The sequence below is a fragment of the Trinickia camelliae genome (assembly GCF_053525655.1).
Window position 1 is genome coordinate 35317 of the sequence record NZ_JBCHAA010000018.1, and the last position, 26247, is coordinate 61563.

Annotated in this window: 21 protein-coding genes; 12 read left to right on the plus strand and 9 right to left on the minus strand. The window is 59.9% G+C overall.

Annotated elements, in window-relative coordinates; genetic code table 11:
* Positions 1-227 precede the first annotated feature (227 nt).
* Entirely contained in the window at positions 228-809 is a 582-nt protein-coding gene (locus AAHK20_RS26325) for a carboxymuconolactone decarboxylase family protein (RefSeq protein WP_449184409.1), read from the plus strand.
* A gap of 19 nt (positions 810-828) precedes the next feature.
* Positions 829-1545: an SDR family oxidoreductase gene (locus AAHK20_RS26330; protein WP_449184410.1), complete on the plus strand. Its 717-nt coding sequence runs from the start codon at positions 829-831 to the stop codon at positions 1543-1545.
* Between the two features lie 65 nt (positions 1546-1610).
* On the opposite strand, the gene AAHK20_RS26335 is transcribed toward AAHK20_RS26330, so the two are convergent.
* From AAHK20_RS26335 to AAHK20_RS26350, 4 genes are all read right to left on the minus strand, one after another.
* Positions 1611-2720: a Gfo/Idh/MocA family protein gene (locus AAHK20_RS26335; RefSeq protein WP_449184411.1), complete on the minus strand. Its 1110-nt coding sequence runs from the start codon at positions 2718-2720 to the stop codon at positions 1611-1613.
* Between the two features lie 75 nt (positions 2721-2795).
* Entirely contained in the window at positions 2796-3305 is a 510-nt protein-coding gene (locus tag AAHK20_RS26340) for a nuclear transport factor 2 family protein (RefSeq protein WP_449184412.1), read from the minus strand.
* Between the two features lie 27 nt (positions 3306-3332).
* Positions 3333-4376 (minus strand): homogentisate 1,2-dioxygenase, encoded by a 1044-nt coding sequence (locus AAHK20_RS26345; protein ID WP_449184413.1) that lies wholly within the window; start codon positions 4374-4376, stop codon positions 3333-3335.
* Positions 4377-4494: 118 nt separating this feature from the next.
* The gene (locus AAHK20_RS26350; protein WP_449184414.1) at positions 4495-5442 is read right to left on the minus strand and encodes a 3-keto-5-aminohexanoate cleavage protein; all 948 of its coding nucleotides are present in this window, start codon (positions 5440-5442) and stop codon (positions 4495-4497) included.
* A gap of 221 nt (positions 5443-5663) precedes the next feature.
* Between AAHK20_RS26350 and AAHK20_RS26355 the strand changes: the two genes are divergently transcribed.
* A complete protein-coding gene (locus tag AAHK20_RS26355; protein ID WP_449184415.1) occupies positions 5664-6203 on the plus strand; it encodes a MarR family winged helix-turn-helix transcriptional regulator in 540 nt (179 codons plus the stop codon).
* 59 nt (positions 6204-6262) lie between these two features.
* Here the strand turns inward: AAHK20_RS26355 and AAHK20_RS26360 are convergent, their stop codons facing one another.
* Positions 6263-6550 carry a DUF4148 domain-containing protein gene (locus AAHK20_RS26360; protein ID WP_449184416.1) on the minus strand — a complete coding sequence of 96 codons (288 nt, stop codon included), beginning with the start codon at positions 6548-6550 and terminating at the stop codon, positions 6263-6265.
* A gap of 391 nt (positions 6551-6941) precedes the next feature.
* On the opposite strand from AAHK20_RS26360, the gene AAHK20_RS26365 reads away from it, so the two are divergent.
* From AAHK20_RS26365 to AAHK20_RS26380, 4 genes are all read left to right on the plus strand, one after another.
* Positions 6942-8033: a substrate-binding domain-containing protein gene (locus AAHK20_RS26365; RefSeq protein ID WP_449184417.1), complete on the plus strand. Its 1092-nt coding sequence runs from the start codon at positions 6942-6944 to the stop codon at positions 8031-8033.
* Between the two features lie 16 nt (positions 8034-8049).
* Positions 8050-10527, plus strand: coding sequence for an ATP-binding cassette domain-containing protein (locus tag AAHK20_RS26370; protein ID WP_449184418.1), 2478 nt, complete (start codon positions 8050-8052; stop codon positions 10525-10527).
* A gap of 8 nt (positions 10528-10535) precedes the next feature.
* On the plus strand, positions 10536-11555 hold the full coding sequence (locus AAHK20_RS26375; protein ID WP_449184419.1) for an ABC transporter permease: 1020 nt from the start codon (positions 10536-10538) through the stop codon (positions 11553-11555).
* 112 nt (positions 11556-11667) lie between these two features.
* Positions 11668-12744 carry a porin gene (locus AAHK20_RS26380; protein WP_449184420.1) on the plus strand — a complete coding sequence of 359 codons (1077 nt, stop codon included), beginning with the start codon at positions 11668-11670 and terminating at the stop codon, positions 12742-12744.
* A 76-nt stretch (positions 12745-12820) separates the two neighbouring features.
* On the opposite strand, the gene AAHK20_RS26385 is transcribed toward AAHK20_RS26380, so the two are convergent.
* Positions 12821-13363, minus strand: a complete 543-nt coding sequence (locus AAHK20_RS26385) for a MarR family winged helix-turn-helix transcriptional regulator (RefSeq protein ID WP_449184421.1) — start codon at positions 13361-13363, stop codon at positions 12821-12823.
* 381 nt (positions 13364-13744) lie between these two features.
* Here AAHK20_RS26385 and AAHK20_RS26390 point away from each other — a divergent pair, with 381 nt between their 5' ends.
* The 3 genes from AAHK20_RS26390 to AAHK20_RS26400 are packed head-to-tail and all read left to right on the plus strand — an operon-like array spanning position 13745 to position 19336.
* Positions 13745-16702, plus strand: coding sequence for a molybdopterin-dependent oxidoreductase (locus tag AAHK20_RS26390; protein WP_449184422.1), 2958 nt, complete (start codon positions 13745-13747; stop codon positions 16700-16702).
* A complete protein-coding gene (locus AAHK20_RS26395) occupies positions 16585-17544 on the plus strand; it encodes a 4Fe-4S dicluster domain-containing protein (protein ID WP_449184423.1) in 960 nt (319 codons plus the stop codon). Before AAHK20_RS26390 ends, AAHK20_RS26395 begins: the two co-directional genes overlap by 118 nt.
* Positions 17545-17584: 40 nt before the next feature.
* A complete protein-coding gene (locus AAHK20_RS26400; RefSeq protein WP_449184424.1) occupies positions 17585-19336 on the plus strand; it encodes an FAD-binding protein in 1752 nt (583 codons plus the stop codon).
* Between the two features lie 50 nt (positions 19337-19386).
* On the opposite strand, the gene AAHK20_RS26405 is transcribed toward AAHK20_RS26400, so the two are convergent.
* The gene (locus AAHK20_RS26405) at positions 19387-20283 is read right to left on the minus strand and encodes a hypothetical protein (protein WP_449184425.1); all 897 of its coding nucleotides are present in this window, start codon (positions 20281-20283) and stop codon (positions 19387-19389) included.
* A 95-nt stretch (positions 20284-20378) separates the two neighbouring features.
* Positions 20379-21962 (minus strand): ATP-dependent nuclease, encoded by a 1584-nt coding sequence (locus AAHK20_RS26410; RefSeq protein WP_449184426.1) that lies wholly within the window; start codon positions 21960-21962, stop codon positions 20379-20381.
* A gap of 662 nt (positions 21963-22624) precedes the next feature.
* On the opposite strand from AAHK20_RS26410, the gene AAHK20_RS26415 reads away from it, so the two are divergent.
* Both AAHK20_RS26415 and AAHK20_RS26420 read left to right on the plus strand, forming a co-directional pair.
* A complete protein-coding gene (locus tag AAHK20_RS26415; protein ID WP_449184427.1) occupies positions 22625-23647 on the plus strand; it encodes a ParA family protein in 1023 nt (340 codons plus the stop codon).
* A 274-nt stretch (positions 23648-23921) separates the two neighbouring features.
* Entirely contained in the window at positions 23922-24941 is a 1020-nt protein-coding gene (locus tag AAHK20_RS26420) for a DUF2806 domain-containing protein (RefSeq protein WP_449184428.1), read from the plus strand.
* 189 nt (positions 24942-25130) lie between these two features.
* On the opposite strand, the gene AAHK20_RS26425 is transcribed toward AAHK20_RS26420, so the two are convergent.
* Positions 25131-26129 (minus strand): ABC transporter substrate-binding protein, encoded by a 999-nt coding sequence (locus AAHK20_RS26425; protein WP_449184429.1) that lies wholly within the window; start codon positions 26127-26129, stop codon positions 25131-25133.
* Positions 26130-26247 lie beyond the last annotated feature (118 nt).

Consider the following 26247-nt stretch of genomic DNA (forward strand, 5'->3'; position numbering starts at 1 on the left):
TAACATGAATCGTGATAGTTGGGTTCCGATCAGACAATCGGACCTTGGTCCCATAGCGTTTTCGCTAAAGTCAGCCAAATACCGCTGAATGGCCGATAGCGCCAGATTGACGAGCGTTCTTTGCGATCCATTCCGCCGGGGAATGACTGTTATCAGTCGTGCCTGCCTTCTTCGCGGGCGTCGCGCGTCGCATCATCTGCTCACCGTCAACCCACCCGGAGCAGAAGATGACCACCTTCCCGTCCTACACGATCGAATCCGCCCCCGCCGCATCGAAGTCCACCCTTGAAGAAGCGAAGCGTGCTTTCGGCTTTGTCCCCAACCTGCAGGCGCATATGGCCGAGTCGCCCGAGCTGCTCGCCGGCTACACGGCGCTGTGGGATCTCTTTGCGAAAAGCTCGCTCACGCCGCACGAGCAGCAGGTCGTCTACCTGACGTCGAACTTCGAGAACGACTGCCACTACTGCATGGCGGGCCACAGCACGCTCGCGAAGATGATCAAGATGGACCCGGCCGTGATCGCCGCGCTGCGCGCCGGCACCCCGCTGCCCGACGCGAAACTGGAGGCGCTGCATCGCTTCGCGACGATCGTCGTGCGCGAGCGGGGCTTCGTGCCGGACGCGGACGTGGAGGCATTCCTCGCCGCCGGCTACACGCGCCGCAATGTGCTCGAAGTCGTTCTCGGCGTCGCGACCAAGGTCATGAGCAACTACACGAATCACATCGTTCACACACCGTACGACGCCTTCATGAAGGGCAACGAGTGGACGAAGCCCACGGACGTGACCGCTACATCCGCCGCCGTCTAACGCTTGCCTGGAGCCTTACATGACTCAACGCAGTTTCCTGATTACCGGCGCGACGAAGGGGATTGGCCTCGCGTTGAGCGAGCGGCTCGTCGGCGCGGGCCATCGCGTAGTCGGCCTCGCACGCCAGAGCGCGCCGTACCCCGGCGAACTCGTCACCGTCGATCTAGCCGATCGCGCGGCGACCGACGCGGTCCTCGCCGAATTGACGCAGCGCTACAACTTCGACGGCGTGGTCAACAACGTCGGTCTCGTCAAGCCTCAGCTGATCGGCGAGGTCGACCTGAGCACACTCGACGAGGTACTGGCGGTCAATCTGCATCCCGCCGTCCAGACCGTGCAGGCGTTGTTGCCTGGCATGCGCGCAAGGGGCTGGGGCCGCATCGTCAACATCTCCAGCTTGACGGTTCTCGGCATCACCCATCGCACGGCGTATGCGGCGGCCAAGGCGGCCCTCGTCAGCTTCGCGCGTTCGTGGGCCCTGGAACTGGCGAGCACGGGGATCACGGTCAACGCCGTGGCGCCGGGGCCGACTGAGACCGAACTGTTCCGCGCGAACAACGCGCCGGGCAGCGAGGGCGAGCAGCGCTACCTGTCCGCCGTGCCGATGGGGCGATTCGGCAAGCCCGAGGAAATTGCGGCTACGGTGGCTTTCCTGCTCTCGGACGACGCCGCGTTTATGACGGGGCAGACGCTGTATGTGGATGGCGGCGCGTCGATTGGGAAGGTCGGGTTCTAGCTGCGCGCCGTGTCGAGGAGCAAGCGCCCAGCATGCTTATCTGCAACGCTGGGCGCGCGACGCACTCAACCCACTCGCACCCGCTTGCCCGTCCGGTCCGACTGTTCGATCGCGTCGACAACCTTGTGAAGCGCCACCGCGTCATCAAAATCCGGAGCCTTGCCGGTTCCATTGAGCAAGTCCTCGACCATCCGCCGATAAATCCCAGCGACGTTGCGAGCTGCGAGCCCATCCTCGAGACCGAAGTAGTACGACTGCGGGATCTCGAGTTCGCGATACCCCTCCTCCCCCTTCCGAGCGCCTTCGACACGCAATGGCGAGATGTTGATCACGGGCACGTGCTCGTTCGCCGCCGTGATGCGGAGGTCCCCCTCGGTGCCGTTGATTTCCCACAGCAGCCGTGTGCCGCGCGGAAGGCCGCCGCGAAGCTCCATCGACAACGGCGCGCCCGACTGCAGGACAGCGTTGATCATCACGTGATCGGGCGTCTGCATCGGGATGGTGTCACCCGTCTCGACGACACGCACCGTTTTCCGGCGCTGCGACAGGACCGCACCGACCTCGCCGATCGGGCCAAGCACGCTTTGCACGGCGGCAATGGCATGTCCGCCAATGATCGACAGCATGGTGGCGCCGTTGCGCGAATCCATGGCGTACGAGTCGCCGCGCGTGACTTCGTCGCCCCACGTGAATCCGCAGCCAAGGTAGGTCGACGACATCACCTCTCCAACGTAACCGTCGGCGACGAGCTTGCGCACGAATTCGACCTCGGGCGAAACGACAGCCTGCGTGCCCACCACCGCCAGCGCCTTCTTCTTGTCGGCGAGCCGCGCAAGCTCGACCGCTTCCGCCAGGCCATTGCCGAGCGGCCATTCGCAGTAGACGCGCTTGCCCGCCTCCAACGCCGCCGTGACGACTTCCCGGTGATGCGGGACCTTGACCGTGACGACTACGACGTCGATATCCGGGGAGGCCACGAGCGCCGCCACGTTCTCGAACGCGTGCGGAATATCAAAGGCTGCTGCTGCAGCCTTTGAGCTGGCGAGACTCGTGTTTGCGACGCCGGTGATTTCCAGCACATCGGATAAGGCGCGCAAGGCGGGAATGTGGGCCGTCGTGCCCCAGCCGCGCTCCGTGCTCAAGCCAACGATACCCACTCGAATAGGTTTTTCCATTGCTTCCTCGAAACCATTAAATAACCCGCATGCGAACGCCCCGCCGTGCGAGCCTGCAACGGCAGGGCGCCCTCTTCACACGAGCCCGTACTTGTACGACGGATCATCCTTGTCGCGCCTTCCGATGTGGAAATCCGCGAGCGGCGCCGAATCGCCGGGAACCGGATCGGAGCGCTGCGAATCGAGCACCACCATCCGGTCGGCAATGCGCCATTCGCCATTGCGCCGCTCCATGCGGTCAACGTATCGGACGAACGCAATCCAGTCCATGGCCGGCGTGTCGCCCTTGGGTTTGGTCCGGTGGATCGCCTGCGCGTAGTGCTCCGCGTAAGCCACGTCCCCATCGACCTTGACGTATTGGTTGCCGGTGAAATGCTGCGTGCATTCGAAGTCCGGCAGCAACTCGGCGGCCCACTTGATGAAACCCTCCACGCCGCCCTCATAGGCCCCGTGCCGGTCGATCGCGTCCGGGTGATAGCACGAACGGATCAGATCCCAGTCCATGCGATCGACGCCCCGGCAGTAGCGGATATGGACACGGCGAATGTCCGCCTCGTCCAGAAGCTGTTGAAGTTTCGGTTCCACGTTAGGTATCCTGTTTAATTGCAGATATCACTGACCCACGCTCTGATGCGGTCCGTATTGGCCCGTCTCCATCAGCTCCGAGACGGCAAGCGCCTTCGGCGTCCAGCGCATCGTCGCACGCGTTTCGAGCAGCCAGGCCTGATAGCCCTCCAGCACGTCCTCAGATGGGCCATGGTGAATGACGCCTTTCGGCACGCAGGTCAGCGTGCCGGGCTCCGAGACGCCGCCCCACACGCCCGGGCCCCGCACATAGCAGATCAATTCGTCGAAGTCGGCATTGATGTGAACCGGCGGCCGTCCCCCGGGACGCGCGCTCAGGTTGAACATCAAGATGTCGCCCGTGCCTGACGACAAGAACGAGCTGGGCGGGCCGCCCTCGGGCAAATAGGCGTGAACCTGAATGCTGGCCAGGTTCAGCTTCCACACCGGCACGGACTCCGACAGCCGCACGCCAAGCGCAAGCGGATCGTGCGGCATCGTAAAGACCGTGTTCTCCGCGTCGAAGGTCTTCAACACCAGTTTCGTCGGGCCGCCGGCCGCGATTCCAGGATCAATCTCGGCGTACTTCACGTCCCGCGCGACGTTGAGCATTCCCGAAGGCATGGGCGGCGAAAGCTTCAAAGCCGAGGGACTTTCGACGATCACGCTGCGCATGGCATCGCTGATAGGCGCGTACCGATAGGCCACGGCGCGTGGAATGCAGACAAAATCGCCTTCGCCCGCAGTGAGGCAGCCAACGTCCGTTTCGAACCTGACCGTGCCTGATTGGATGAAGTGGATCTCGTCCGCCTCGACGTTTCGAACGACGTACGGCATCGGCTTGCGCCGTCCCGACACATGCAGCTTGACGCCCTGCCTCGAGGTGGCGACCGTGGTCGGGAGGGCTTCGGCGTCGTCCTGATCGTCAGGCGTCAATCGCTCCAGAACCGCTCTTCGCGGCGCGTGCGGGCCTTGCACCGAAAGATAGTCCGGCGCGTAAGTCGGCCGCGTCACGACCGACAACGCGCCTTGGAACCCGTCCCGAGTCCACAGTTGCACGGGAGGCCCTGCGTCCTGCGGCTTATCACTCATTTGTCATCCTCCTTGGCTCTCGTACGCTGCCGCCGTCCGGCGCTCGGCAGCGCTTTTCTTCGGCGGTCGTACACCCAGTCTATGCAATGGCGCCGCGAGCGGCGCCACGGATGGCTCATCACGAACGGGTCGGCAAGCCCAACAGCGCCCGGTACTCGTTCGCCGTCGCCGGCTTGCGGCCGAGCAGGCCCGCGATGTCTTTCGCCATGTTGAACATCTCGAGGTTGCTCTGGAGGCGCTCGTCGCTGTTCGGGTACTTCCACGGCGTGTCCTCCGTGCCGACACGAATATGCAGACCCATCATGGTGGCGAGGGTGGTCATATAGAGCGTCGAGCGGCCCGCCGCGCACACGGTGATGACCGAGGTCGGATCGATCTTGCGGATCTGGTCCACCATCAGGAACATGTGTTGAGCCATGTCCTGGGCGTCGCTGACCCAGGTGCCGGAAACCAGCGTGCGGCCGACGTTGAACGGCAGGCCGTAGAGGATGATCCAGTTGTACGGCGCCTTGAGAATGCCGGTATCGATCAGCTTGCGCTTGGCCAGCTCGATTTCGCCGGAGCTGTGGACCGCCAGCTCGGGCTTGACGCCGACCTCTTCGAGCGTGGCGACGGCCGGCACCGCAAAGGCCTCCGGATGGCCCGGCGCGCACGGCGCCACCTCGCACATCCCGGCGCGTGCCGGGTCCATGCACATATCGAACGTCGTGCCGTGCAGCACGTTCACGTTCGGCACGAAGTCGTTGCCGAAGCGAGCGCGCAGTGGCTCGATAACCTGCTTGTAGGCCTCGACCGGGATGATGTCGCGATCCATGCGGCGCCCCTGCGCGTCGGTCATGAACGAGAAGTCGATGTGAACGCCGCAGGCGCCGGCTTCGAGCACCTTGGTCGCTTCGTCCACGTACGCCTGGAACGACGTCGTGTCCTCAAAGCGGCCGGAGACCGCGGCGTTGATTGCGATCTTCTCCGACACATCCCACTTGGGTTGCAACTCGGCCCCTGCAATGAACTGGTACTCCTCCATTTCGCGTTTGGCGGCTTCCCAGAGTGGCAGTTTTTCAATCATGTGATCCTCGACGTCGGTAGTGAAAGTAACGTTCCCATCGTCCCCCGGCTGCATCGTTTGTGCTACGATGATTCCATGCGAGATCGATTTACATCGAATGATTAGCCTTGGGATGAACAAAGTCAAGGAACCTAGGGAATTCCCTAGCAAGATGCCGCGGCGGCTGGCCTTGTGCCTCGCGGCGTCGGCCAGTTGCATCCCGTTTGCCGAGGAATGAGCGAATGAACAAGTCCGGCTCGACTGCAATCGACGTGGTTCTGGATCCTCCCGAGCCGGCCAGCGGCTCAGGGGGAATGGAAGCGCATCCGGTCTTCGATGAGCGGAGCAGGACCGTTCCGTGGATGACGCGCACGCTGCATCGCCTCTACGATCTCGAAGCGCAAAAGGTACTCGGCAAGGAGCGGATTTCGATCGCGCATTGGTACTACTTGCGCGTGCTGGCTCAGGGGGGCGAGCTCAATCAGCTGGAGCTCAGCAAGCGCATCGGGATCGCCTCGACCACCGCCGTACCCGCTTTGGACAGCATGGAAAGGCGTGGCTTGTTGAAGAGAACCCGCGATCCGAAGGACCGGCGAAAGTACTACGTGAGCTTGACCAGCGACGGCAGGCGTCTGGTCGATCAATTGATGCCGGAGGTCGTCAAGTTGATTGACGCATCATTCGACGGCGTCAACGAGGAAGAGCTACTCGTCTTCTGGAAGGTCCTGCATCAGATCGAGCAAAACCTGATGTCGATGGCGAATGGCGATACGGTGGACTGAGCGAGAAGGCAATTCGCGAACTGCGGCTTGACTGCCGCAGTTCAGTGCATGGCAACGCGTTACGGATTGGGCGTGCTTCCGGATTGGGTTGATGCGCCGGCTTGTCCGCCATAACTCTTCGCTTCCGTGGCTTGAGCCACGGCGCGTTGCGCGCTGACTTTCGCCTCGGCGGCCTGAAGATTCTCCGGATAGTGAATCGAGTCTTGAGGGGTGTAGCCGGCTTTCTCGACATCGGCCAACTCGGCGCGCACGTCCGCGCGAGTGAGCTGCGAGCTGGACTGGCCGAACGTCACGACCGGCGCTGAAATGACGGCAGCAATGACGACTGCCTTGGTGATCGACTTCATGCTTTTTCTCACTGAAATTGTTGTCAACGGCGCCACGAACCCACTTCCGGCCACGGCTGGACGCAGTATAGGATTACTTAATACCTAGGAAAAACCCTAGCTGCAATGATTCAGCGTTCCACCACCGCAACAATCCGCACCCCGCCTTTGTCACCACGACCCGCAATCGCGTTCAGTCGCACTCGCCGCCTTCATGCACGCCTTCGCTAGGGAGATTCCCTAGGATTCTTGACTTCATTCACTTCGAAACACATCATTCGATATAAATCGATCTTGTATCGCATCATCTCCAGCAGAATCATGTAGCCAGATCACCGCGTCGCTTGCGGCGGCAAGCCGACGGTGCAAACGAAGTGTGGTTTCGCATCCATCATCCACGTCGAGGATCGTCATGTTCTTCAAAGTCGTTTCGAGCGTTTTCACCAGTACCGCCCTGCTTTGTTCGGCAAGTTTGATTTGTACCGCGGCACACGCGGCCGATGATTCCGTCGCGAACCATCAAGGCAACATCGCGCCGCTCTGCGGCACCAAGCCGATGGTGGTCGGCGTATCCGACGGGTATGGCGGCAACACCTGGCGCAAGACCGGTCTCGAAGAAGTCAAAGACGAACTGAGCCGCTGCAAGAACGTCACGCGCGTCATCTACAGCAACGCCAACGGCGACCCGCAGAAGGCGAACTCCGACATCAACAGCATGGTCGCGCAAGGCGTCAACGTGCTCATCATGGTGCCGGACTTCGGCGCCGTGCAACTCCCCGCCATGCGCGCCGCCATGAAGGCCGGCGTATCGGTCATTCCCTACTCCGCGCAAATTCCCGGTGTGCCGGGACGCGACTATGTCGTCAACGTCGTCGGCGACACCAAGGAAGTCGGCGTGCTTTGGGCCGACTGGCTCGGCACCACGCTCAAGAAAGGCAACGTCGTGTTCATGGGCGGCTCGCCTGGCGCGACCACCTCGCAAAACTTCATGGATGGACTGAAAAGCGGCCTCAAGAAATACCCCGACTTGAAGCTGTTGAACGAGCAGTACGTCGTGACGAACTGGAACCCCGTCGACGCGCAAAAGGCGACCGCAGGCCTGATTGCCCACTATCCGAAGATCGATGCCATCGTGACGGACTTTGGCGAAACCGCGTTTTCCGCAGTGAAGGCATTCGAGCAGGCCCACCTTCCGGTACCGGCCATCGCGACCATCGCAAGCGACAACGAATTGAACTGCCATTACCTGGCGGCGAAGAAGGCGGGAACGGCATTTCCTTACTACTCGCTCGACGGCACGACCACTTACGTGCGCTTTGCGGTACGCCAAGGCGTAGCCGCCTACGAGGGCACGGCGGACAAGGAATCGCCTGCCGTTCTCCCCTACCCCTACGCGGACAGCGCAAAGGGGCTCGACCCGCAGTGCGATCCTGCAGCTCCGCCGGATGCCGACCTCTCGTCCGCACTCCCGCCTCAGAAGCTGAAGGCCGTGTTTGAACATTGATAGCTTGGAACGAGTCATGAACCAACAGCATTCACTGCTGCAGATCGATGGGGTCACCAAGACGTTTCCCGGTGTGCGGGCACTCGATAACGTGACGTTCTCGGTGCTCGCGGGCGAAGTCCACGGTCTTGTCGGCGAGAACGGCGCCGGGAAATCCACCCTCATGGCGGTGGCGTCGGGCGCGCTGGTCCCTGAAAGCGGACGCGTCGTCATCGACGGCACGCAAACCCAGGGCGATACCGAAGAGGCGCGCCGCCTAGGGCTCGCGATCGTGCGGCAAGAGCCGGCGCTCATGCCCGACCTGACCGTCGCCGAAAATCTTTATCTCGGCGTGCCGGCCGAGCAACGTCCGTCTTTGATGAGCACTAGCGAATGGGCTCAACAGCGGCTTCGTCAATGGAGCGGGAACGTCGCGATCGATGCGAACGAGCGCGTCTCGAGCTTGACGCCGGAGCAACGCTTCATCGTCGAGATCGTGAAAGCGCTCTCGGCCAAACCGAAGGTGCTGGTTCTCGACGAGCCCACCGAGCATCTGCTCGCGGAAGACGTCGAGCGTCTGTTTGAACGCATTCGCGGCGTCACCGCGTCGGGCTGCTCGGTCGTCTATATCTCGCACCGCATTCGCGAAGTGCACAAAATCGCCAACCGCATCACGGTGCTGCGCGACGGACAAGGACAAGGCACCTACGAAGCCGAGGGTCTTAGCGAGCAGCAAATCGTCGAGCTCATCGTCGGCGGAGCGCTCGATCGCGAGTTTCCCGCCAAGGCCGGAAATGGCTCCACCAATACCGTTCTCGATGTCGTCTCGCTGGGCGGCGCCGGCTTCACCGATGTGTCGGTGCGAGTCAAGAAGGGCGAAATCGTGGGGCTGGCCGGGATCGACGGTAACGGGCAGCGCGAGTTCATGTCCGCCCTGGCCGGCCTGATTCGAAGCCGTGGCGCGGTCAGCGTGAACGGCAAACCGGTGAACCTTCGGGATTCCCAGGCGGCCGCGGCGTCAGGCATCCGCTTGCTTCCGGGAGACCGGCACCGGGCTGGCATCTTCGGCGAGCTTTCCGTACGCGAAAACTTTTCGATCCGCAGTCTCCCGTTCGACTCGCTCAAAGGCTGGATCAACCAACGAAGCGAAGCGAGACGAGCCCGCGAGGCGGTGACGGATTTCGCTGTCAAGACGCCGTCAGTCGAGACGCCGATCCGCTCGCTTTCGGGCGGCAATCAGCAAAAGGTCGTGCTGGCGAGCGTCCTCGCCAGTCATCCGAAAGTGTTGCTCGTCGACGAACCGACGCAAGGCGTGGACATCGGCGCCCGCATGGAAATCTACAAAGTGCTCCGCGAGGCCGCCGCAGCCGGCACCGCTGTCATCGTCGTCTCGTCGGACGCGCTTGAAGTGGCCGGCTTGTGCGACCGCGTGCTGATTTTCTCGCGCGGCCACATCGTCAAGGAACTGCGGGACGGCACGGTCAGCGAGAACAACATCACGTCCGCGGTGCTCACGGCGACTACGGAGCGAGTCAGAGGTACGGCAAGCATTCCGGCTTTCTGGAAGTGGGCATCCGGAGACTGGGCCCCCCTCGTGATGCTCGCGTTGGCGATTTGCGCGCTCGGCTTGTATGCGGCGCATATGAACGAAGCCTATCTGTCGGCACGTAACTTGAGCGGCATGCTGGCGCTCGTGGCGACGTTGGCCATCGTCTCATACGGACAGCAGGCGCTCATGCTTGTCGGAGGCATCGACTTGTCCGTCGGTCCGCTGATGGGATTGATGGTTGTCATTCAGTCGTTCTTCCTGAACGACGGGTCCGCGTTGAGCCATCAGTTGACGGGATGGGCCATTGCTTGCGGGGTCGCGATCGCGGTCGGGCTCGTGAACTGGGTCCTGGTCTGCCCCTTCCGGCTCCATCCCATGGTCGCGACGCTCGCCACCTATATGGCGTTGCAGGCGATTTCCCTGATTCTGCGTCCGGTTCCCGGCGGCATCATCGCGGATTCGCTGCTCGACACCATCAACACGCAGATCGGATTTGTGCCGGTCATCGCGATCGTGGCTGCCGCTTTGGCGCTCTTACTCGAGTTTGCGCTGTTCAAGACACGGACCGGCCTCGTGTTTCGCGGCGTCGGCTCGCGGCTCGAGGCGGCCCGCATGGCCGGCGTTCGCACGCAGCTGACGTTGTTGGCCGCGTATGTCGGCTGTTCGCTGCTTGCGGCCGTCGCCGCCATTCCGATGATGGCGCAGGTCGGGTCGGGCGATCCGAACGCCGGCATCAACTACACCCTGGCGAGCATCGCTGCGGTCGTCATCGGCGGGGCAAGCCTGTTCGGCGGGCGCGGCTCCTTCATCGGCTCGCTGCTCGGCGCGCTGCTGATCATTCAGGTGAACGTGGTCACCTCGTTTCTCGATATCGGAGATTCGTGGCAGTCCTATTTGTTGGGTGGAATGATCCTTGTGTCCGTCGCCCTCTATTCGAAGAGTCGAGAAATGGCGGTGGCGAAATGAGAAAAGTCATGAGCAATCGAGCAGCCGTGGTACCGGATAACGTGCCGTCATCGTCATCTTCCTCGAAGTCGAGGGCCGTCGGAATGCCCGCCATCGGCGAGTTCGGATGGATCTGGGTCGGACTGGTACTGCTCTTCCTCATCAGTCTGGCCGTCGCGCCGGGCACGCTGAGCCGCGGCTCCATTCTCGCCATGTTGCCGTTCGCGGGCATCCTCGCCATTGTCGCGACGGGCCAGACCCTCGTCATCCAGCAGCGGGGTCTGGATATGTCGGCGATCGGCATGGTGTCGCTGGCGGGCGTGGTGATGGCCAGAACCGGCTTTGCGTTCGACTCGCTCAGCCTCGCCGTCGTGTTCACGGTTGGCGTCTGCGCCGTGGTCGGCATCGTCAACGGAACGCTGGTGTCCCGGCTCGCCATTACGCCACTGGTGGCAACGCTGGCGGTCAACGCGCTGCTCGTCGGCAGTGTTCGCTCGTTGACGGGCAGCGTCCCAGTCAACGTCCCGGCCATCATGCAAACGATCTCGCATGCGCAATTGATCGGCTTGCCCGCCAATGTGCTGATCGCGTTCGCTTTCGTCGTGACGGCGTGGGTGATCACCCGCAAGACCGCGGTCGGGCGCCAATTCGTCGCCGTGGGCGTCAATCCACGCGCGGCGGAAGCGGCGGGGGTGCGCGTCCTGTGGTACCGGATCGGCGCTTACGTCGCCTCCGCCGTGTGCTTTTCCGCAGCCGGCATGCTCTTGGCCGGATTCATCGGCAGCGCGTCGCAGACGTCCGGCAACGACTACCTGCTTCCCGCCATCGCGGCGGTGGTCGTCGGCGGCACGCCGTTCACGGGCGGCAAAGGCAGCGTCATCGCAAGCGCTGTCGCGGCGTTGTTCATGGCGCAACTCGGGCAGCTTGTTCTGGCACTCGGTGCGGGCGATTCGGTTCAGCTGCTGGTGCAGGCATGCGCCATTTTGCTTGCGACGCTGATTCGCCATCTGCCGACGGCCCTGAAGACCTTTCGCAGATTCAAGCAGTAGACGAAACGTTGTTTGCAATAGCAGTTCGGCTTGACCTTGCAGTTTGATTGACGCAGCCCATCAGAGGCATCGAAGCAGTTCCTGGAGACTTCTATTCCGTAAGGATTTCTAAATGAAAAGGCTAATCTTAGCCACGACGATGGTGGCTTTAGGTACGTGTTTAGGTACGTGCAATGCTTACGCCCAAAGCAGCGTGACACTGTATGGACGCATCGCTTCCGGTATTGACTACGTCACTAACGTCGCGACGCCAAACGGCGGCTCGGCGCACAACCTCCGATTCGGCAGCAACCAGTACGGATACAGCTGGTTCGGCCTGCAAGGCACCGAAGATCTCGGAGGTGGTCTGCATGCCGTCTTCAAACTCGAAAGCCTGTTCACTTCCGGAACGGGCCAGATTCCACCCAACACGATATGGACCCGTGACTCCTACGTGGGCTTGTCGCACGACACTTACGGAAGCATCTGGTTCGGCCGCGCCATGAGCCTGACCGACGAAACCGGCTGGTACATCGACCCCTTCGGAGAGCAGGCAACGGGTATCGGCAACTTTGCCTACGGACGTGCGTGGGGCCCCCGCCCCAACGTGGTCACCTATAACTCGCCGAAGTGGGGTGGCTTCTCGTTCCGCGTGCAGAACGGATTCGGCAACACCGCAGGAAACTTCCAGGCCGGACGCCAGTTCAGCACGAGCTTCGCCTATCAGGCTGCCAGCTTTAGCGCTTACGGCGTCTATGAAGAAATCCGCGACGCGAACGGGAAATTTTCCGATCTTTACAACGCGTCACGCGAATATATGATCGGCGGCACCTATCAACTGGGCGGGCTCAAGTTCTATACCGGCTATCAGCTGCTGGCCTCGGGAGCGGATACGATCACTACGTCCTTCAACCCTTACGGCGCGACACGCAGCCAGCAAGAGTGGCTCGGCGCTTCCTATCAGGCCACTCCCGCCCTCGCCTTCCAGGCGGGATGGTTCCACGGCACGGTCAATCACGGCGGCGGAACCGGAAACCTAGGCGTCCTCGGCACCACCTATAACCTGTCCAAGCGGACCTTCGTGTACTTGACCGTCGGAGCAATGTTCAACGGCACGAATGCGGCCTTCCCGGTCGAGACGGGCGATTCGCCGCCGCTGACTGGCCACAATCAACAAGGGGGGTATTTCGGCATGATGCACTACTTCTAAGCGCACACATGCCGGAGCAATCCATCGAAGCGCCGCGCTCGCGGCGCTTCGATCCGTCTTGCCGCCGATCCCGCAGTCAGTCCTCGACCGTCTCGTCCTGAGACATCTGACCCAGGTTCTTCTCGATCTGGTGCATGACCTTCCAGAAAACCTTCATATCCCGTTGCGTGATCCCGTCGAGCGATGACGAAATCATGTCCGTGATCTCGGGCAGCATGTCGTCGACCAGACGCTTGCCCTCGTCCTTGAGCTGGACGTAGTACTTTCGTCTGTCTTTTGGATCCCGAACGCGTTGCACCAAGCCGCGCTTTTCCAGGTTATCGAGCGCCGGAACCGCAGTGGTCGATGCAATCCCCACGCGCTTGCTCAATTCAAGCTGATTCAACTCGCCGCGCTCGGCCAGAACGCGAAGGTAATACCAGTACGCGATGGCGAGGTCTTCCCGATCGAGAATTTTTTGCGCCTGGGCGTCATAGAGCCGGTGCACCGTTCGCGCCATCCACGGAACGGTCCTGCCACGGTCATCGAACAGCTCGGACATTGGATGCTCGGTTGACTCGCCAGGCAGCTCGCGAGCCGCCTTCGTTGTCTTGGCTGCAGTGGAGTTCGACTTAGCCATTCCCTCATTCCCCTTTGTATGAGCGGCCCCGTACAGAGATCCGGGCCGCGAAGCATCGACGCTCAAGAACCTGCCCCGCCAGAAGAGTTCTTGACTTTTTTAATACCATGACCAATCATTCGATATAGATCGATTTCATTCGGCATCATCGCTACACAGATGATCCGTCTTGAGAAAGATCATACAACACGAGCGGCCGCTGCGCCGTGCTGCCCCGCAATATCGGCTCGTCGAGGCGCCAGCGGGAACAGCCAGGCATGCAACGCGGCTCGTTTCGCTAACACGGAGACGCAGGCAGGGTCTAAAACATGAACAGGATCGCCGATAGCGCGTGGCGCAGCCTGGACCTGCCGGACCGGAAGCTCAGGGATTAAAACGCTCATGCAGAGACAACTTCTCGTATTGATACTGTGGCTCATGCCGGCCGTCCTGCGTATCGCGGCGCGCAAGTTTCCCAGCGTGCGCCAGCACCTCGGCTCGGGGAAATGGGTCATCCAACTGCGGCTGCGCGACAACAGCCTCGCGCGGCAGCTTCATTTCAAGGACGGCACCGTAACCGGCAGTTGGGGGCCATGCGCCGCGCCGGACGCGGAACTCGTGTTCATGGACGCGGCCACCGCGCGCCGCATGCTCGCGCCGACCACCGATCACGCGTTCCTGATCGACGCGCTCAAGAACTTCAAGATCACGCAGGGCGGCAGCGACAAGGCGCTCGTCTGGTTCGGCCAGCTCGTCAATACGATGAAGACCGCCTCGTGGCGCAAGGGCACGCCGATGAAGGACGGGACGACCCGCTTCGTCACCCTCACCAACGGCGGCCCCGTCTTCGTGTTCGTCAAGGACGGCAAGATCATCCGGACCACGCCCATCGACCTCGTCGACGAAGACGGGCCGAGCTGGACCATCACCGCGCGCGGCCGCCGCTTTTCGCCGGCCCGGCGCGGGACGGTCAGTCCGCACGCGCTCTCGCTCAAGTCGCTGGTGTATTCGGACAAACGCATCCTCTACCCGATGAAGCGCGTCGATTTCGACCCCAAGGGCGAGCGCAATATCCAGAACCGCGGGGTCTCCGGCTATGAACGGATCAGCTGGGACGAGGCGCTCGACATCGTCGCGGGCGAGATCACTCGCATGAAACAGCAGTACGGCCCCGGCGCGATCGCGATGGCGACGGGCGCGCACCATCAATGGGGCAACATCAACTACTACCTGAGCGCGATGCAGCGCTTCGGCAACCTGATCGGCTACACGCGCATCGAAATGAGCCCGATCAGCTGGGAGGGGTGGTACTGGGGCGCCATGCATCACTACGGCAACAGTCTGCGCCTCGGCACGCCGAGCTTTTACGGCACGACCGTCGATTGTCTAGAGCACGCCGAAGTGATCGTGTTCTGGTCGAGCGACCCCGAGTCGACCAACGGCGTCTACGCCGGCTTCGAAGGCACGGAGCGCCGCTTGTGGGCGAAGCAGCTCGGCATCGAGTTCGTCCACATCGATCCGTACCTGACGCAATCGGCCCAGTTTCTCGGCGGAAAGTGGCTGCCCATCCGCCCCGGCACCGACTCCGCCTTTGCGATCGCAATCATGCACGAGTGGATGGTGAACGAAACGTACGACAAGGCCTACGTGGCGTCGCGCACGACGGGCTTCGACGAATGGCGCGCCTACGTGCTCGGGGAAGAAGATGGCGTGCCCAAGACGCCCGAGTGGCAGGAAGCCGAAACGGGCATTGCGGCGAAGGACGTCCGCAGCCTTGCCACGCTGTGGGCGTCGAAGAAGACCTACCTCGCGGCGGGCGGTCTCGGTGCTGGCTTCGGCGGCGCGTGCCGCACGGAAACCGGCGCGCAGTGGGCGCGCAATGTCGTGATGATGATGGCGATGCAGGGCTGGGGTAAGCCCGGAGTCAATTTCGGCAACCTGCAGATCGGCGCGCCGCAGGACCTCAACTTCTACTTCCCCGGCTACGCCGAGGGCGGCATCTCCGGCGACCTCAACTACACGGCGAGCGCGGCGCACAACTACTGCCGCATGCCTCACATCATCACGATCAACCCGGTGAAGCAGTCCATTCCGCGCCAGCGGTTTGCCGAGGCGATCACGCAGGGCTCCGCGGACGGCTATCTGTGGGAGGGTTTCTCGGTCGAAGGACAATTCGCCCACTACGCCTACCCCCGGCCCGGCTATTCCAAGGTCCACATGCTGTACCGCTACGGCTCGTCGTCGTTCGGCACGGTCCCGGGATCGAACCGGCTCGTCGACGCCTATCGCCACGCGTCGCTCGAATTCGTCGTCAACCAGTCGATCTGGATGGAAAACGAAGCGCAGTTCGCCGACGTCATCCTGCCGGCCTGCACGGCGCTCGAACGCGACGACATCTCCGAATGGGCCAACTGCGGCGGCTACATCCAGCACGCGCAGAGCCAGCTCAATCACCGGATGATGATCATGCAGCACAAATGCATCGAGCCGCTCGGCGAATCGAAATCGGACTACCAGATCTTCCTGGACATCTCCTTGCGGCTCGGCTACGGCGGCATGTACTCGGAAGGCGGCGGCTCGGAGCTGACCTGGTGCGAACGGATGTTCAACTCCACGGATCTGCCGATGCAGACCACCTGGAAGAAATTCCTGAAGAAGGGCTATCACGTCGTGCCACCGCCCGCCGACGACGACAAGCCGCCAGTCGACATGCGCTGGTTCGCCGAAGGCCGCCCCAAGGATCTGCCCGAGGCAAACCCGCTACCGGGTGTGTACGCGACCGCCTTCGGCGAGGGTCTTCCCACGCAGTCCGGCAAGTTCGAGTTCGTGCCGTCGAGCCTGCGCCGCATCGAGACAATCGATCCCGCGCGGCCGGCGGTCAATCGGTACATCAACCGCGACAGCGGCGTGAAGCAGCCGTTTCCGCTGCAGCTCGTGACCAATCATCCGGTCTACAGCTTCCACACCCAGGCCGACGGAAAGAACAGCCACGTCAACACCATCGACGAGCACCGGATGAACGTCGGCGGATATCGCTACTGGGTCCTGCGCATGAGCCCCAAGGATGCCGAGGCGCGAGGCGTGCGGCGCGGCGATCTCGTGCGGGTCTACAACGCGCAGGCGTCGGTCATCTGCGCCGTGGACGTCTCCGAGCTCATCAAGGCAGGCGTCGCGCGCGGCAACGAATCGTGCGCGGAGCTCGACCTGATCCAGACCTCGATTGGCGTGGTCGATCGCGGAGGGTGCCTGAACCTCCTCACACCTGGCAGAAAAATGAGCCAGACCGCGGACGGGATCATGCCGAACACCTGCTGGGTGGAGATAGAGAAATGGAACGCGCCAATGGAGCAAGCAGCATGAGCGGCTGGGCATTGATCATCGACGTATCGCTCTGCATCAATTGCAGAAACTGCGTCATCGCGACCAAGGACGAGTACGCCGGCAATGCCTTCCCCGGCTATTCGGCGCCTCAGCCTCCGGAGGGCCTCGAGACGATCCGCGTCGAACGCCACATTCGCGGCGAAGGGTCGCTCGTCGACGTCACCTATATCCCGCAGGCGTGCAATCACTGCGACAACGCGCCTTGCGTCAAGGCCGCGCCGGACGGGGCCATCTACAAGCGCCCGGACGGGGTCGTCATGATCGACCCGGTCAAGTCGCGCGGCCGGCGCGAACTGGTCAAGTCGTGTCCTTACGGAATGATCGAATGGAACGAACAGGAACAGGTGCCGCAGAACTGGAACTTCGATGCCCACCTGCTCGACGCCGGCTGGAAAGAACCGCGCTGCGCGCAGGCCTGCCCGACCAAAGCGATACGCGCGCTGAAGGCGGAGCCGGAACAGCTGCGTGACATGGTCGAAAAGGAGCACTTGTCGGTCATTCACCCTGAGTTCGGCACCAAGCCGCGCGTGTTCTACAAAAATCTCGACGACGCGCTGAGCCACCTGGTGGCGGGCAACGTCTGCGAAGACATCGGCGATGGCCGGCTGCGCAACGTGGAGGGGGTTGAAGTCGTTTTGCGCGACTCCGCCGCCGTTGGCGAACGCACGACGACGACCGACCATTTCGGCGACTTCCGGTTCTCCGGCGTCACCGCGCAGTCTTCGACGATCGAGTTGCGGGTGCGAAAGGATGGGACTGAGAAAGTCATCGCATCGAGAGAGCGCACCGGAAGCGTCAATCTCGGCACGTTGATGGTTTGATCAACGCGACTGCAAAACCGCCAACCACAGGACACATGCAATGAGCACCACTGCGACGGAACACTGGGACCACGAGGTCGACGTCGTCATCATGGGCGCGGGCGCGGCCGGCATGACGGCTGCGATCGTTTCGAAGAACGAAGGACTCGAGCCGCTTGTCCTCGAGAAGACCGATCAGGTCGGCGGCACCAGCGCGTGGTCCGTGGGCATGATGTGGTTCGTCGACAGCACGCCCATGCAGGCTGCGGGATTCAAGGATTCGTTTGAGACGGCGCGGCAGTATTTTGCTGCGACGGTCGGCTCAAGTGTCGGGCGATCGTTGCAGGAGGCGTACATCACTCAGGGCCGTGCCGCGCTTGACTATCTGTTGCGGAATTCGGAGCTCGAGGTGATGGCAGTCCACTATCCGGACTACAGCCCCGAGCTGCCCGGTGGCATGTTCGGCCGTGCCCACGCCCCGCTCGAATTCGATGGCCGCAAGCTCGGAGCGCATTTCAAGGACCTGCGCGCCCCGCTTCCGGCGTTTGCGCCGTTCGGCGGGATGATGCTGGACCTTCCTGACCTGCTTCACTTTCTGTCCGTTACGCGGTCCGTGCGGTCGTTTGTTCATGTGCTGAAGCGCTTTGCCCGTTACGGTGTCGATCGGCTGAGCCATCATCGCGGTACCCGGCTTGTCGGCGGGAATGCGCTCATCGCGCGCTTGTATAAGACGCTGCTTGATCGGAATGTCGATGTTTGGCTGCGTTCGTCCGCGACCAAGTTGATCATGGAGAGCGGCAAGGTTGTGGGCGCGGAAGTGGTTCGAGACGGGCGCACGATTCGCGTTCGTGCGCGACGTGGCGTGGTGATCGCTACTGGGGGCTACCCGGGCAATAAGGACATGCGTCGCGAGCACTCGCGCAAGCCGACGGTCGATCTCACGCTCGGGTTGACGAGCAATGTCGGTGAAGGGATTCGGCTCGGGGTGTCGGCGGGCGGGCGGATTGATCACAACGCTGGTGATACCGGGTACTACGTGCCGATGTCGGTCTATACGGACGAAGCAGGCCGCACGACGCAGTGGGGGCACTTCATGCTCGATCGGCCTAAACCTGGATTTATTGCGGTCGGCAAGGATGGGAAGCGGTTCACCAACGAGGCGGCTTCGTATCATGCGTTCACACTCGGCATGTTCGAGGCGGGGGCGATTCCGGCGTTTTTGATTGCGGATGCGGTGACGGTGAAGAAGTATGGGATTGGGGTGATCTTGCCTGGCATGTCGCTCACCCGCTACGAAAAAGCGGGCTACCTCGTCAGTGGCCGAACACTGGCCGAACTCGCCCAGAAGATCGGCGTCGACCCGAGCGGGCTCGCGCGCAGTGTCGAGCGCAATAACCGGTTCGCAGTGAGTGGCGTCGACGAGGATTTCGGCAAAGGGTCCTCCGCGTACAACGTCTATAAGGGCGACCCTGGGCATTCGCCGAACGCCTGCATCGGCCCGATCGAGCGCGGGCCGTTTTACGCCGTCAAGCTGATGCCTGGGGACTTTGGGACTAGCCGGGGGCTTGTGACGAGCGCGCTTGGCGAAGTTTTGGATCAGGAAGACCGGCCGATTCCAGGCCTGTATGCATGCGGCAACGATATGAACTCGCCCGTGGGCGGACACTATATCGGCGCGGGAATCACGCTCGGGCCCGCGCTGACGTTTGGATATCTGGCCGCGATGGCGCTGGTGGGAAAGGGGCTGGCGCGGGACGTCGGCCAACAAACGGCGCCCTCGCCTTCGTCTACGCAGAAAGTGGGGCTTGCTTGAGCCGGGAAACGGCGCATTCAGTTATTTCGGATAGCCGCGCGAAGATAACGCTATTCGAACGTCCACCCCCATGAATGAACACCCTGGATGGCATGGAGAACGGCGCAAGCCTGTATGCCCAACGACACAAAATTCCTATAGTGGTGCGCGCTGTCCCGCTCAACCTGAGGGATCCTGAGCTCGCTTAGACTGTCCAGAATGGCTCGTTGGCGACGCATTGCAGAAAAGAGCTGTGGCGATTCGGTCAACGGGAAATGCTCGGTGATTCCTTCTTCAATGAGCTCGTCTAGGACAGCTCCGGTGTCACGCAGGGACGGGGCGATCTCCTGGTGCAGATTCCTGAACTGTTCCAGTTCGTCTTGGATGGCTATCAGCAGTTCCGCAGCCCGAGCAGGATCGATTCTCGATTTGAGCTCGTGGACGAGCGAACAGAAGTAACGATCTTTTGGCAACATTGATTCAAGATATGCATTCTTGTCTGCAAGGTACTTCGCCTCAAAAATCCTGTCGTCGTCCGCTGCAAAATAGTTGGCGCTTGGCTCCAGATAATCTTCGATGCGTACGATATGGTGGAAGCGCATCGATATATTCGCGCCAGTCTGCCATGCCAGTTGCCCCTTGAATGCGTCAAATACCATCTCTGAGCTTTCGTGAAGCAGATGGCGCAGCGGGCGTACGGCATGTTCTGCGATGTCGTAGGCATCGAACTCGTTAATGACCCTGACCAATGTATCCCCGGCCAGCCGGCTCAACTTTCCGATCTCGTCCCTGTGCTTTTTGCGTATCGCCCTAAAGGCTTCCCGATATCGGGAGTGCTCGCCTGATACCTGGGCACGGTAGGCGTTTCGTAAAGAAAGCCGGGCGATATCGCTTTGCTTCTTCGTGTAGAGCGCACTCATCGACGCAACCGCAAACGCTGCCAGGGCAATACAGTTTGAGAGTTCCAAAATCAATGTCCGTATTTGTTGTTGTGCAAGTTATCGACCCACCGAATCTGTGATTGTCCAACCGTGTGTAACGGCAACCAGCTCGTAGCACCGAACTATATAGTGTTGATAAAGGCTCCCAGGTCAGTCTCTTCGAACGAGGCTCGCTCCATCGCTTGCGCGATTCGCCAGTTATCAGCTTTAGCCCACGCATTCGCGTGCGACTCCAGTCGCTCGAACGGTCCCAAGGCCGAAAAAGAATTTCCGAGCGCAGTCTTTACCGCAGAATCCGGAAAATAGTTCTCAGTTGCTCGCCGACTTGTTAGAAGGACTTTAAATCCCAAATTTTCACAAGACTTTGCAAATTCACTTCGGACTTGAGCCGGTGCTCCACCTTCAGTTTCTCGTTCACTGTCTACTATCGCCCAAATTTCTTCCGCAACGCGTTTTAATTCCGCTAACTCATGGTCCACTCCCCCGCGTGCAAGGGAATTTCCACCTAGCGGCAATACAACGACTTCATGGTCCTTGCCCACCTTACGAAGCAGTTGTTGCATGACTTTTACATCCGTCGTACCTTCAACAAGTAACAGCTTCCTACAGCCAAGCTCTCGATATGCCGAGAAGCTTAACTCTCCGAGCAACTCAATGAGGTCCACTCTCTTTTCGTACGGCGCTATGCTTGACTTACCGGCGATTCGCGATACAGCGTAAATCTTTTCAGCGGCCGATCTCGCCAACCCCATCGAATGTGTTGCAAAAACCACCCCATACGAGGCGTAGCTTCCTAAATTCGTCAAGAACTCAAGCTGAAGCCTCGGATGAAGATTTAGCTCGGGCTCATCTATAAGCACAATTGCAGGCTTTCGAATTAACGCATTTCCAAAGACGACGATTAACTGCGCAAGCCCTGCCCCTACCTCATTTAATTTGTATGGCCGATTTTCGATATTTAATTGAAGCGTCTTTGTTTGTATCGAGGCGGTGATGTTGAGCTGCGAGAACCCCATTACCCGCCGGATGTTCTCCGTGACCGAATTAATCGCACGATTATTAGCCTTGTTGGCCCCGTTTTGCCACTCATTCCATGTATTTATGAAAGTTTCACCAACGGTTAACTCATAATGAGCCCCCGATCCAACTGTAATTGCATTCCTAAATGGTCCGATATAAAGAGAGTTAGCGAGCAAATTAAGAATTTCTCGGATTGGCGCGAGATTATATTCGGCGCCCTGATTTTGGATTTTGAATCCATCAGGAATGATGGCTGCCCCCTGGTTGGTGGGAATTTCATAATTTTTTGAAAAATATTTGAGAGACCATTGCTTTGGAGTGGCATTTGTACGCGCACAACTTAGAATGATTTTAGTTATATTTTTCCTGTTCGAGAGGTCGGTTTCAGGGACGTTCAATGCCTCCATTTCGATGGACATGCTCCGCTCATTGAGATCGCAAAAGACCTCCTCTTGATCAAAAACATGAATAAATGCTGCAGCGAAAGCTGTCGGACTTCCCACCCCTTGAAAGGTCGAAGCTTGAATCCACACATTTCGGAGTTCTTGAAAGAATTTCAATAGAGCAGACTTCCCCGAATTGTTAATTCCGAGAAATGCTATCATTCCTTTCGAGATTTCGAATCTGGCAGGACTTTCATCAGAAAAGCACCGATAGTTCTTTATAACTATTTGGTAGCTATGCATCTTATTCCCCTTTTGGCGCTGATCGTCATCGACGGTCATTTACCATAAAAGACGGTAGTGTATTTGAGGAGGCCATACACCCTCGGCGTCAAGTGTACGTGACGCTTCGCGGCAACTAGTCACGACGTGTTGTCGGTGATAAACGCAATCAGGGCGCAAAGTTGCCTCACATTGGCCAGGAGAGTGCTACCTATCAGGCCTCGGCATCTTTCCCCTCCGCCGGCTATCGAGCTCGCCTCGATATGAGAGTGATTGCGCATTGGACTGCGAATACTTACCGACCCCATACGATCCTCGGAATCTCGCCGGCCATTGCCCCATACCGCCGGCGATACTCGGCCCGAAAGTGCCCCTCCCGGGCGTCTAACTGCACCGCGCAAAACGGCCGTCAGCTACGGGGCAGGTAGTCGTTCAGACGGGCCCCGCATGTTCCTTCGTTGATCCTTTCAACACAGCAGCCACAAACCATGCGCCGTTAAGGTAGGTCCGCTGCCTGTTGCCGGGACAATATGAATGTCGATCATCCCGTCTGACTTGACCGAAGCGCCAGTTGTAAGCGCCCGCAATCGGCCAAAAAGCCAATTCTTAGCAAAAAAGTTGTCTTGAAAAGCCAGCCATAACGTTATATTATTGGCTTTTAATCCACCAAAGCAGGAATTCGCATGGATATCCGGTACGCCTTCTGGAACAACAAAGGGGGAACGGGCAAGACGAGCTTGGCCTTTCAGGCAATTGCGGGCTACGCGGAGGTACACCCTAAGCGCAGAGTGTTGGCCGTGGATATGTGCCCGCAGGCCAACCTGTCGGAACTGATGCTCGGCGGCCTAAACAATCGGGGCAGCGAGCGGCTGCTTCAAGTACAGCAGAAAGCACCACGCTGCACCATCGGCGGTTACTTCCAAGCCCGGTTGCCGTCGCCGTATTCGATGCCGACGATCAACCCAGCAGACTTCATCACTCACGCCTGGCAGTACAACCCCGGCATCCCGAGGAACATCCACTTGGTTTGCGGTGACCCGCTCCTCGAACTGCAGTCAAATGCTGTTAACACACTGGCGAACAACCAGATCCCGGGCACGAACGCCTGGGTCAAGGTCATCGACTGGCTGAACGACTTTCTCTCCTTAGTCAGCAACGACTACGACACTGTCTTCATTGACTGCAATCCGAGCTTCAGCATGTACACGCAGATCGCGCTGTCTTCAGTGCAGCGGCTCGTGCTACCTGTGATGGCCGACGATTCGTCGCGGCGCGCACTTCAGAACGCGTTCTCCTTGGTGTACGGTCTTCAATTGCCTTCGGCCATCTACGCGGCCTACGCGTTCGGCACAAAGCTCACGAACGAGCGCCGCCAACTCCCAAAGGTTCACCTGATCGCGAAGAACCGGCTAACGCAGTACATGGGGGCCGCATCGGCATACTCCGCCGTGCTTACCGCTATCGATAGCGACGTCGCTCAGCTATTGAGGACGAACCCGGAAATCTTTGACTTTGCTGATCATGAAACCGGCTTTGTGGAGGTGCGCGACTTCCAGACCACGGGCGTGGTGGCCTTCGCCAAGGGCTTGCCTTTTTCGCAGCTCACCACAGGCCGCCAAAGCGTCAACGGGCAACGGGTAGACATCAAAGCCGATTACCTAGAAAACGCTCGACGTGCGATGGCAGGGCTAGTGGCCAAGCTCTGACCTCTGACGCAAAAGGCCATTACATGGTTGATAGGCCATGATGCGCTTCCCCGCTTTGACGTATCACCGAACCGGACTGCTCGAAAGCCGGCTGTGCCGGACAGCAACTGATGACCGAACCCAGAAGTTTCTCGATGTCGACAGTTTGCCGTTCAGCTAGCGACTTCGAGTTTCCGTAACCGAGGCAAAGCCGCTACCACTACTTGCCAAACCGGCCGCTCTAACAAAACCGCTCGCTGGCAGAGTGGCCACTTTATCGAATAGGACACGCGAAATGGATGACTTGCCGGACTCGGAGATCGAACCGGTGTCGGATGCCGACGATGGGATACTTGCGACGATAGTTGACGCAATCGGCACGCACTTCGGAAAGATGCCTGCCATGGTCACGAAGAACGTAGCTAAGGCGTTTAACCACCTAATGAAGTTGCCCAATGCTTATATCGACGGATGGGCAGCCGAGGTGAAAGCGACTTCCGAAGCGCGTGTTTTGGTAATAAAGGCAACAGGAAAGACTTTGGCCAAATCAATCGAAGTAGACCGATCGCTTGCCGCGGTCGCGACGGCAACCCACGCAAGCCGCATTCTCCGGCAACAAATCAACGCAGCGAAAGTTCTTCAGCAGACAGCCCAAGAGATTAAGCACGAAGATGCAGCCGCGATTGCTAGCGAACCCGAGGAGATTAGTGAAGACTGGTTGAACGCGTTCGAGCGCGAGGCCGTGGACATGAGTAGCGAGCACATGCAGAGATTGTTCGGCAAGATTCTTGCCGGCGAAATCAAGCGCCCCAAGTCATACTCAATCCGCACGGTAAAGCTGATGGCGCAGCTAGACAACCGAGCAGCGGAGTTGTTCCAAATACTCTGTTCATTGGCATGCACGCTCCAAACCGGGTCATATATCTTGGACTGCCGCGTGTTAACCCTTGGTCAAGATGCGGCGCAGAACGGTTTAAAGAAGTTCGGTCTAGGCTTTTCCGAATTAAACATCTTGTTCGAGTACGGGCTCATCATCAGCGACTTCGGGTCACAAATGATGTACGGGTCTACCTTCGTTCAAAACAATACGGTCGCCATTCCTTTTCGATACATGAGTCGTCACTTTGGCCTACTCCCGAAAGGGGTACTGACTTCAGCGCAAATGACAAACTTTCGCGTGAGCGGCGTGCAGCTAAGCCAAGCAGGCAAGGAACTCTTGGGCATCGTCGAAGTGACGGAGAATCTGCAATACACGGCCGATCTCACCAAGCACTTTGATAGCCTTGGTTATACGATGGTCCCCGTCAAAACTTGATGCGAATGGTCAGGCCGATAGATCAAGCCGTTGTCGAGTCGTGTTGCGGTTGATCTAACGCTGGACGCCTGCGGATTCAACCTGTCGATGCAACGCACAAGACAAAATCAACCACGAAATGCCGGCACCCATCATTTCGAATGCGCCCCCGTGTGCCCGCCAACTCACCAGCAGACACGCAACCCCCAATCAAATCTTGAAGCTCTCAAGACTGGCCGGATGAAACAACTCACGCGCTTCCAACCGTCGACTCGATAGCCCCTCCGCATGATGCCGAGCGAGAAACCGATCAACGACATGCTCGTTCGCCGCAAACCCATACGACCAAAAGTCAAACCCCATCAACTTCCGCGCCGCCCGCAACTGATCCTCCACAAACGGCAACGTCACCTTAGTCGCCGCCGTATCGCTTAGCCGCGCGAGCGCGAGCGCTTTCGATTTCTCAAACGCCTTCATCACCGCTCCAGGCAGCCACGGATGCTGCTCCGCCAGCGTCTTCCTGATCCCAAGCGTATGCATGATCGGAAACAGCTTCGTCCGCGCATACCAATCGGCAGCGGTCTTATGCGGATCGTCGAAGAGATACTTGACCTGCGGATGCCCTTGATCGAAGCACGAAGGCGCGCGCGGCCCGATAACAGCGTCGATCTTCCCCGCGGCCAACAAGCTGGAGATCGTCTCCCCTTCCGGCGCATCCTCGAGCTTGATATCGCCGGGCAGGTTCAGCGCGATTTTCTCGACCCTCGACGGGTCTTCATATCCGCCGCGCACCCAGGTCACATCCGACGCCTTCACGCCATATTCCTCTTCGAGGAACATACGAACCCAGACATTAGCGGTGAGCTGATACTCAGGCACGCCAATCCGCTTGCCTTTCAGGTCCTCGGGCTTCTCAATCCCGCGATCCGCGCGCACGTAGACCGACGTATGCCGGAACGCCCGCGACGGAAAAACGGGGATGGCGATATACGGCGACGTCCCCGCAGCGGTCTTCACCGAATAGCTGCTGAGCGATAGCTCGCAGATGTCGTAGTCCGCGTGCCGGAAGGCCCGAAAGAAAATCTCCTCGGGATCCTGCAGCATGAAAACGGGATCCACGCCGTCGATCTGGACATCGCCATCGACCAGCGGCCGTATGCGGTCATAGTTGCCGACGGCGATCGAAAGCTGGAGCTTGTGATTTCCCATTGCATCTCCTCTCTATATAGAACCAAGCGAAGCGTAAGCGACGGCTTGGCCATTCGAGTCGAGAGACCGGGTCGATCGCCGTCATTTCATCCTATATCGCATGATCCTACTGTGTATA

What these genes read in the sequence shown, in the direction of transcription:
- AAHK20_RS26375 (WP_449184419.1), top strand. Translation starts at nt 10,536, where the DNA reads ATGAGCAATCGAGCAGCCGTGGTACCGGATAACGTGCCGTCATCGTCA.
- AAHK20_RS26355 (WP_449184415.1), top strand. Translation starts at nt 5,664, where the DNA reads ATGAACAAGTCCGGCTCGACTGCAATCGACGTGGTTCTGGATCCTCCC.
- AAHK20_RS26370 (WP_449184418.1), top strand. Translation starts at nt 8,050, where the DNA reads ATGAACCAACAGCATTCACTGCTGCAGATCGATGGGGTCACCAAGACG.
- AAHK20_RS26360 (WP_449184416.1), bottom strand. Translation starts at nt 6,550, where the DNA reads ATGAAGTCGATCACCAAGGCAGTCGTCATTGCTGCCGTCATTTCAGCG.
- AAHK20_RS26365 (WP_449184417.1), top strand. Translation starts at nt 6,942, where the DNA reads ATGTTCTTCAAAGTCGTTTCGAGCGTTTTCACCAGTACCGCCCTGCTT.
- AAHK20_RS26335 (WP_449184411.1), bottom strand. Translation starts at nt 2,720, where the DNA reads ATGGAAAAACCTATTCGAGTGGGTATCGTTGGCTTGAGCACGGAGCGC.
- AAHK20_RS26330 (WP_449184410.1), top strand. Translation starts at nt 829, where the DNA reads ATGACTCAACGCAGTTTCCTGATTACCGGCGCGACGAAGGGGATTGGC.
- AAHK20_RS26325 (WP_449184409.1), top strand. Translation starts at nt 228, where the DNA reads ATGACCACCTTCCCGTCCTACACGATCGAATCCGCCCCCGCCGCATCG.
- AAHK20_RS26410 (WP_449184426.1), bottom strand. Translation starts at nt 21,962, where the DNA reads ATGCATAGCTACCAAATAGTTATAAAGAACTATCGGTGCTTTTCTGAT.
- AAHK20_RS26425 (WP_449184429.1), bottom strand. Translation starts at nt 26,129, where the DNA reads ATGGGAAATCACAAGCTCCAGCTTTCGATCGCCGTCGGCAACTATGAC.
- AAHK20_RS26400 (WP_449184424.1), top strand. Translation starts at nt 17,585, where the DNA reads ATGAGCACCACTGCGACGGAACACTGGGACCACGAGGTCGACGTCGTC.
- AAHK20_RS26345 (WP_449184413.1), bottom strand. Translation starts at nt 4,376, where the DNA reads ATGAGTGATAAGCCGCAGGACGCAGGGCCTCCCGTGCAACTGTGGACT.
- AAHK20_RS26415 (WP_449184427.1), top strand. Translation starts at nt 22,625, where the DNA reads ATGGATATCCGGTACGCCTTCTGGAACAACAAAGGGGGAACGGGCAAG.
- AAHK20_RS26420 (WP_449184428.1), top strand. Translation starts at nt 23,922, where the DNA reads ATGGATGACTTGCCGGACTCGGAGATCGAACCGGTGTCGGATGCCGAC.
- AAHK20_RS26350 (WP_449184414.1), bottom strand. Translation starts at nt 5,442, where the DNA reads ATGATTGAAAAACTGCCACTCTGGGAAGCCGCCAAACGCGAAATGGAG.
- AAHK20_RS26380 (WP_449184420.1), top strand. Translation starts at nt 11,668, where the DNA reads ATGAAAAGGCTAATCTTAGCCACGACGATGGTGGCTTTAGGTACGTGT.
- AAHK20_RS26390 (WP_449184422.1), top strand. Translation starts at nt 13,745, where the DNA reads ATGCAGAGACAACTTCTCGTATTGATACTGTGGCTCATGCCGGCCGTC.
- AAHK20_RS26385 (WP_449184421.1), bottom strand. Translation starts at nt 13,363, where the DNA reads ATGGCTAAGTCGAACTCCACTGCAGCCAAGACAACGAAGGCGGCTCGC.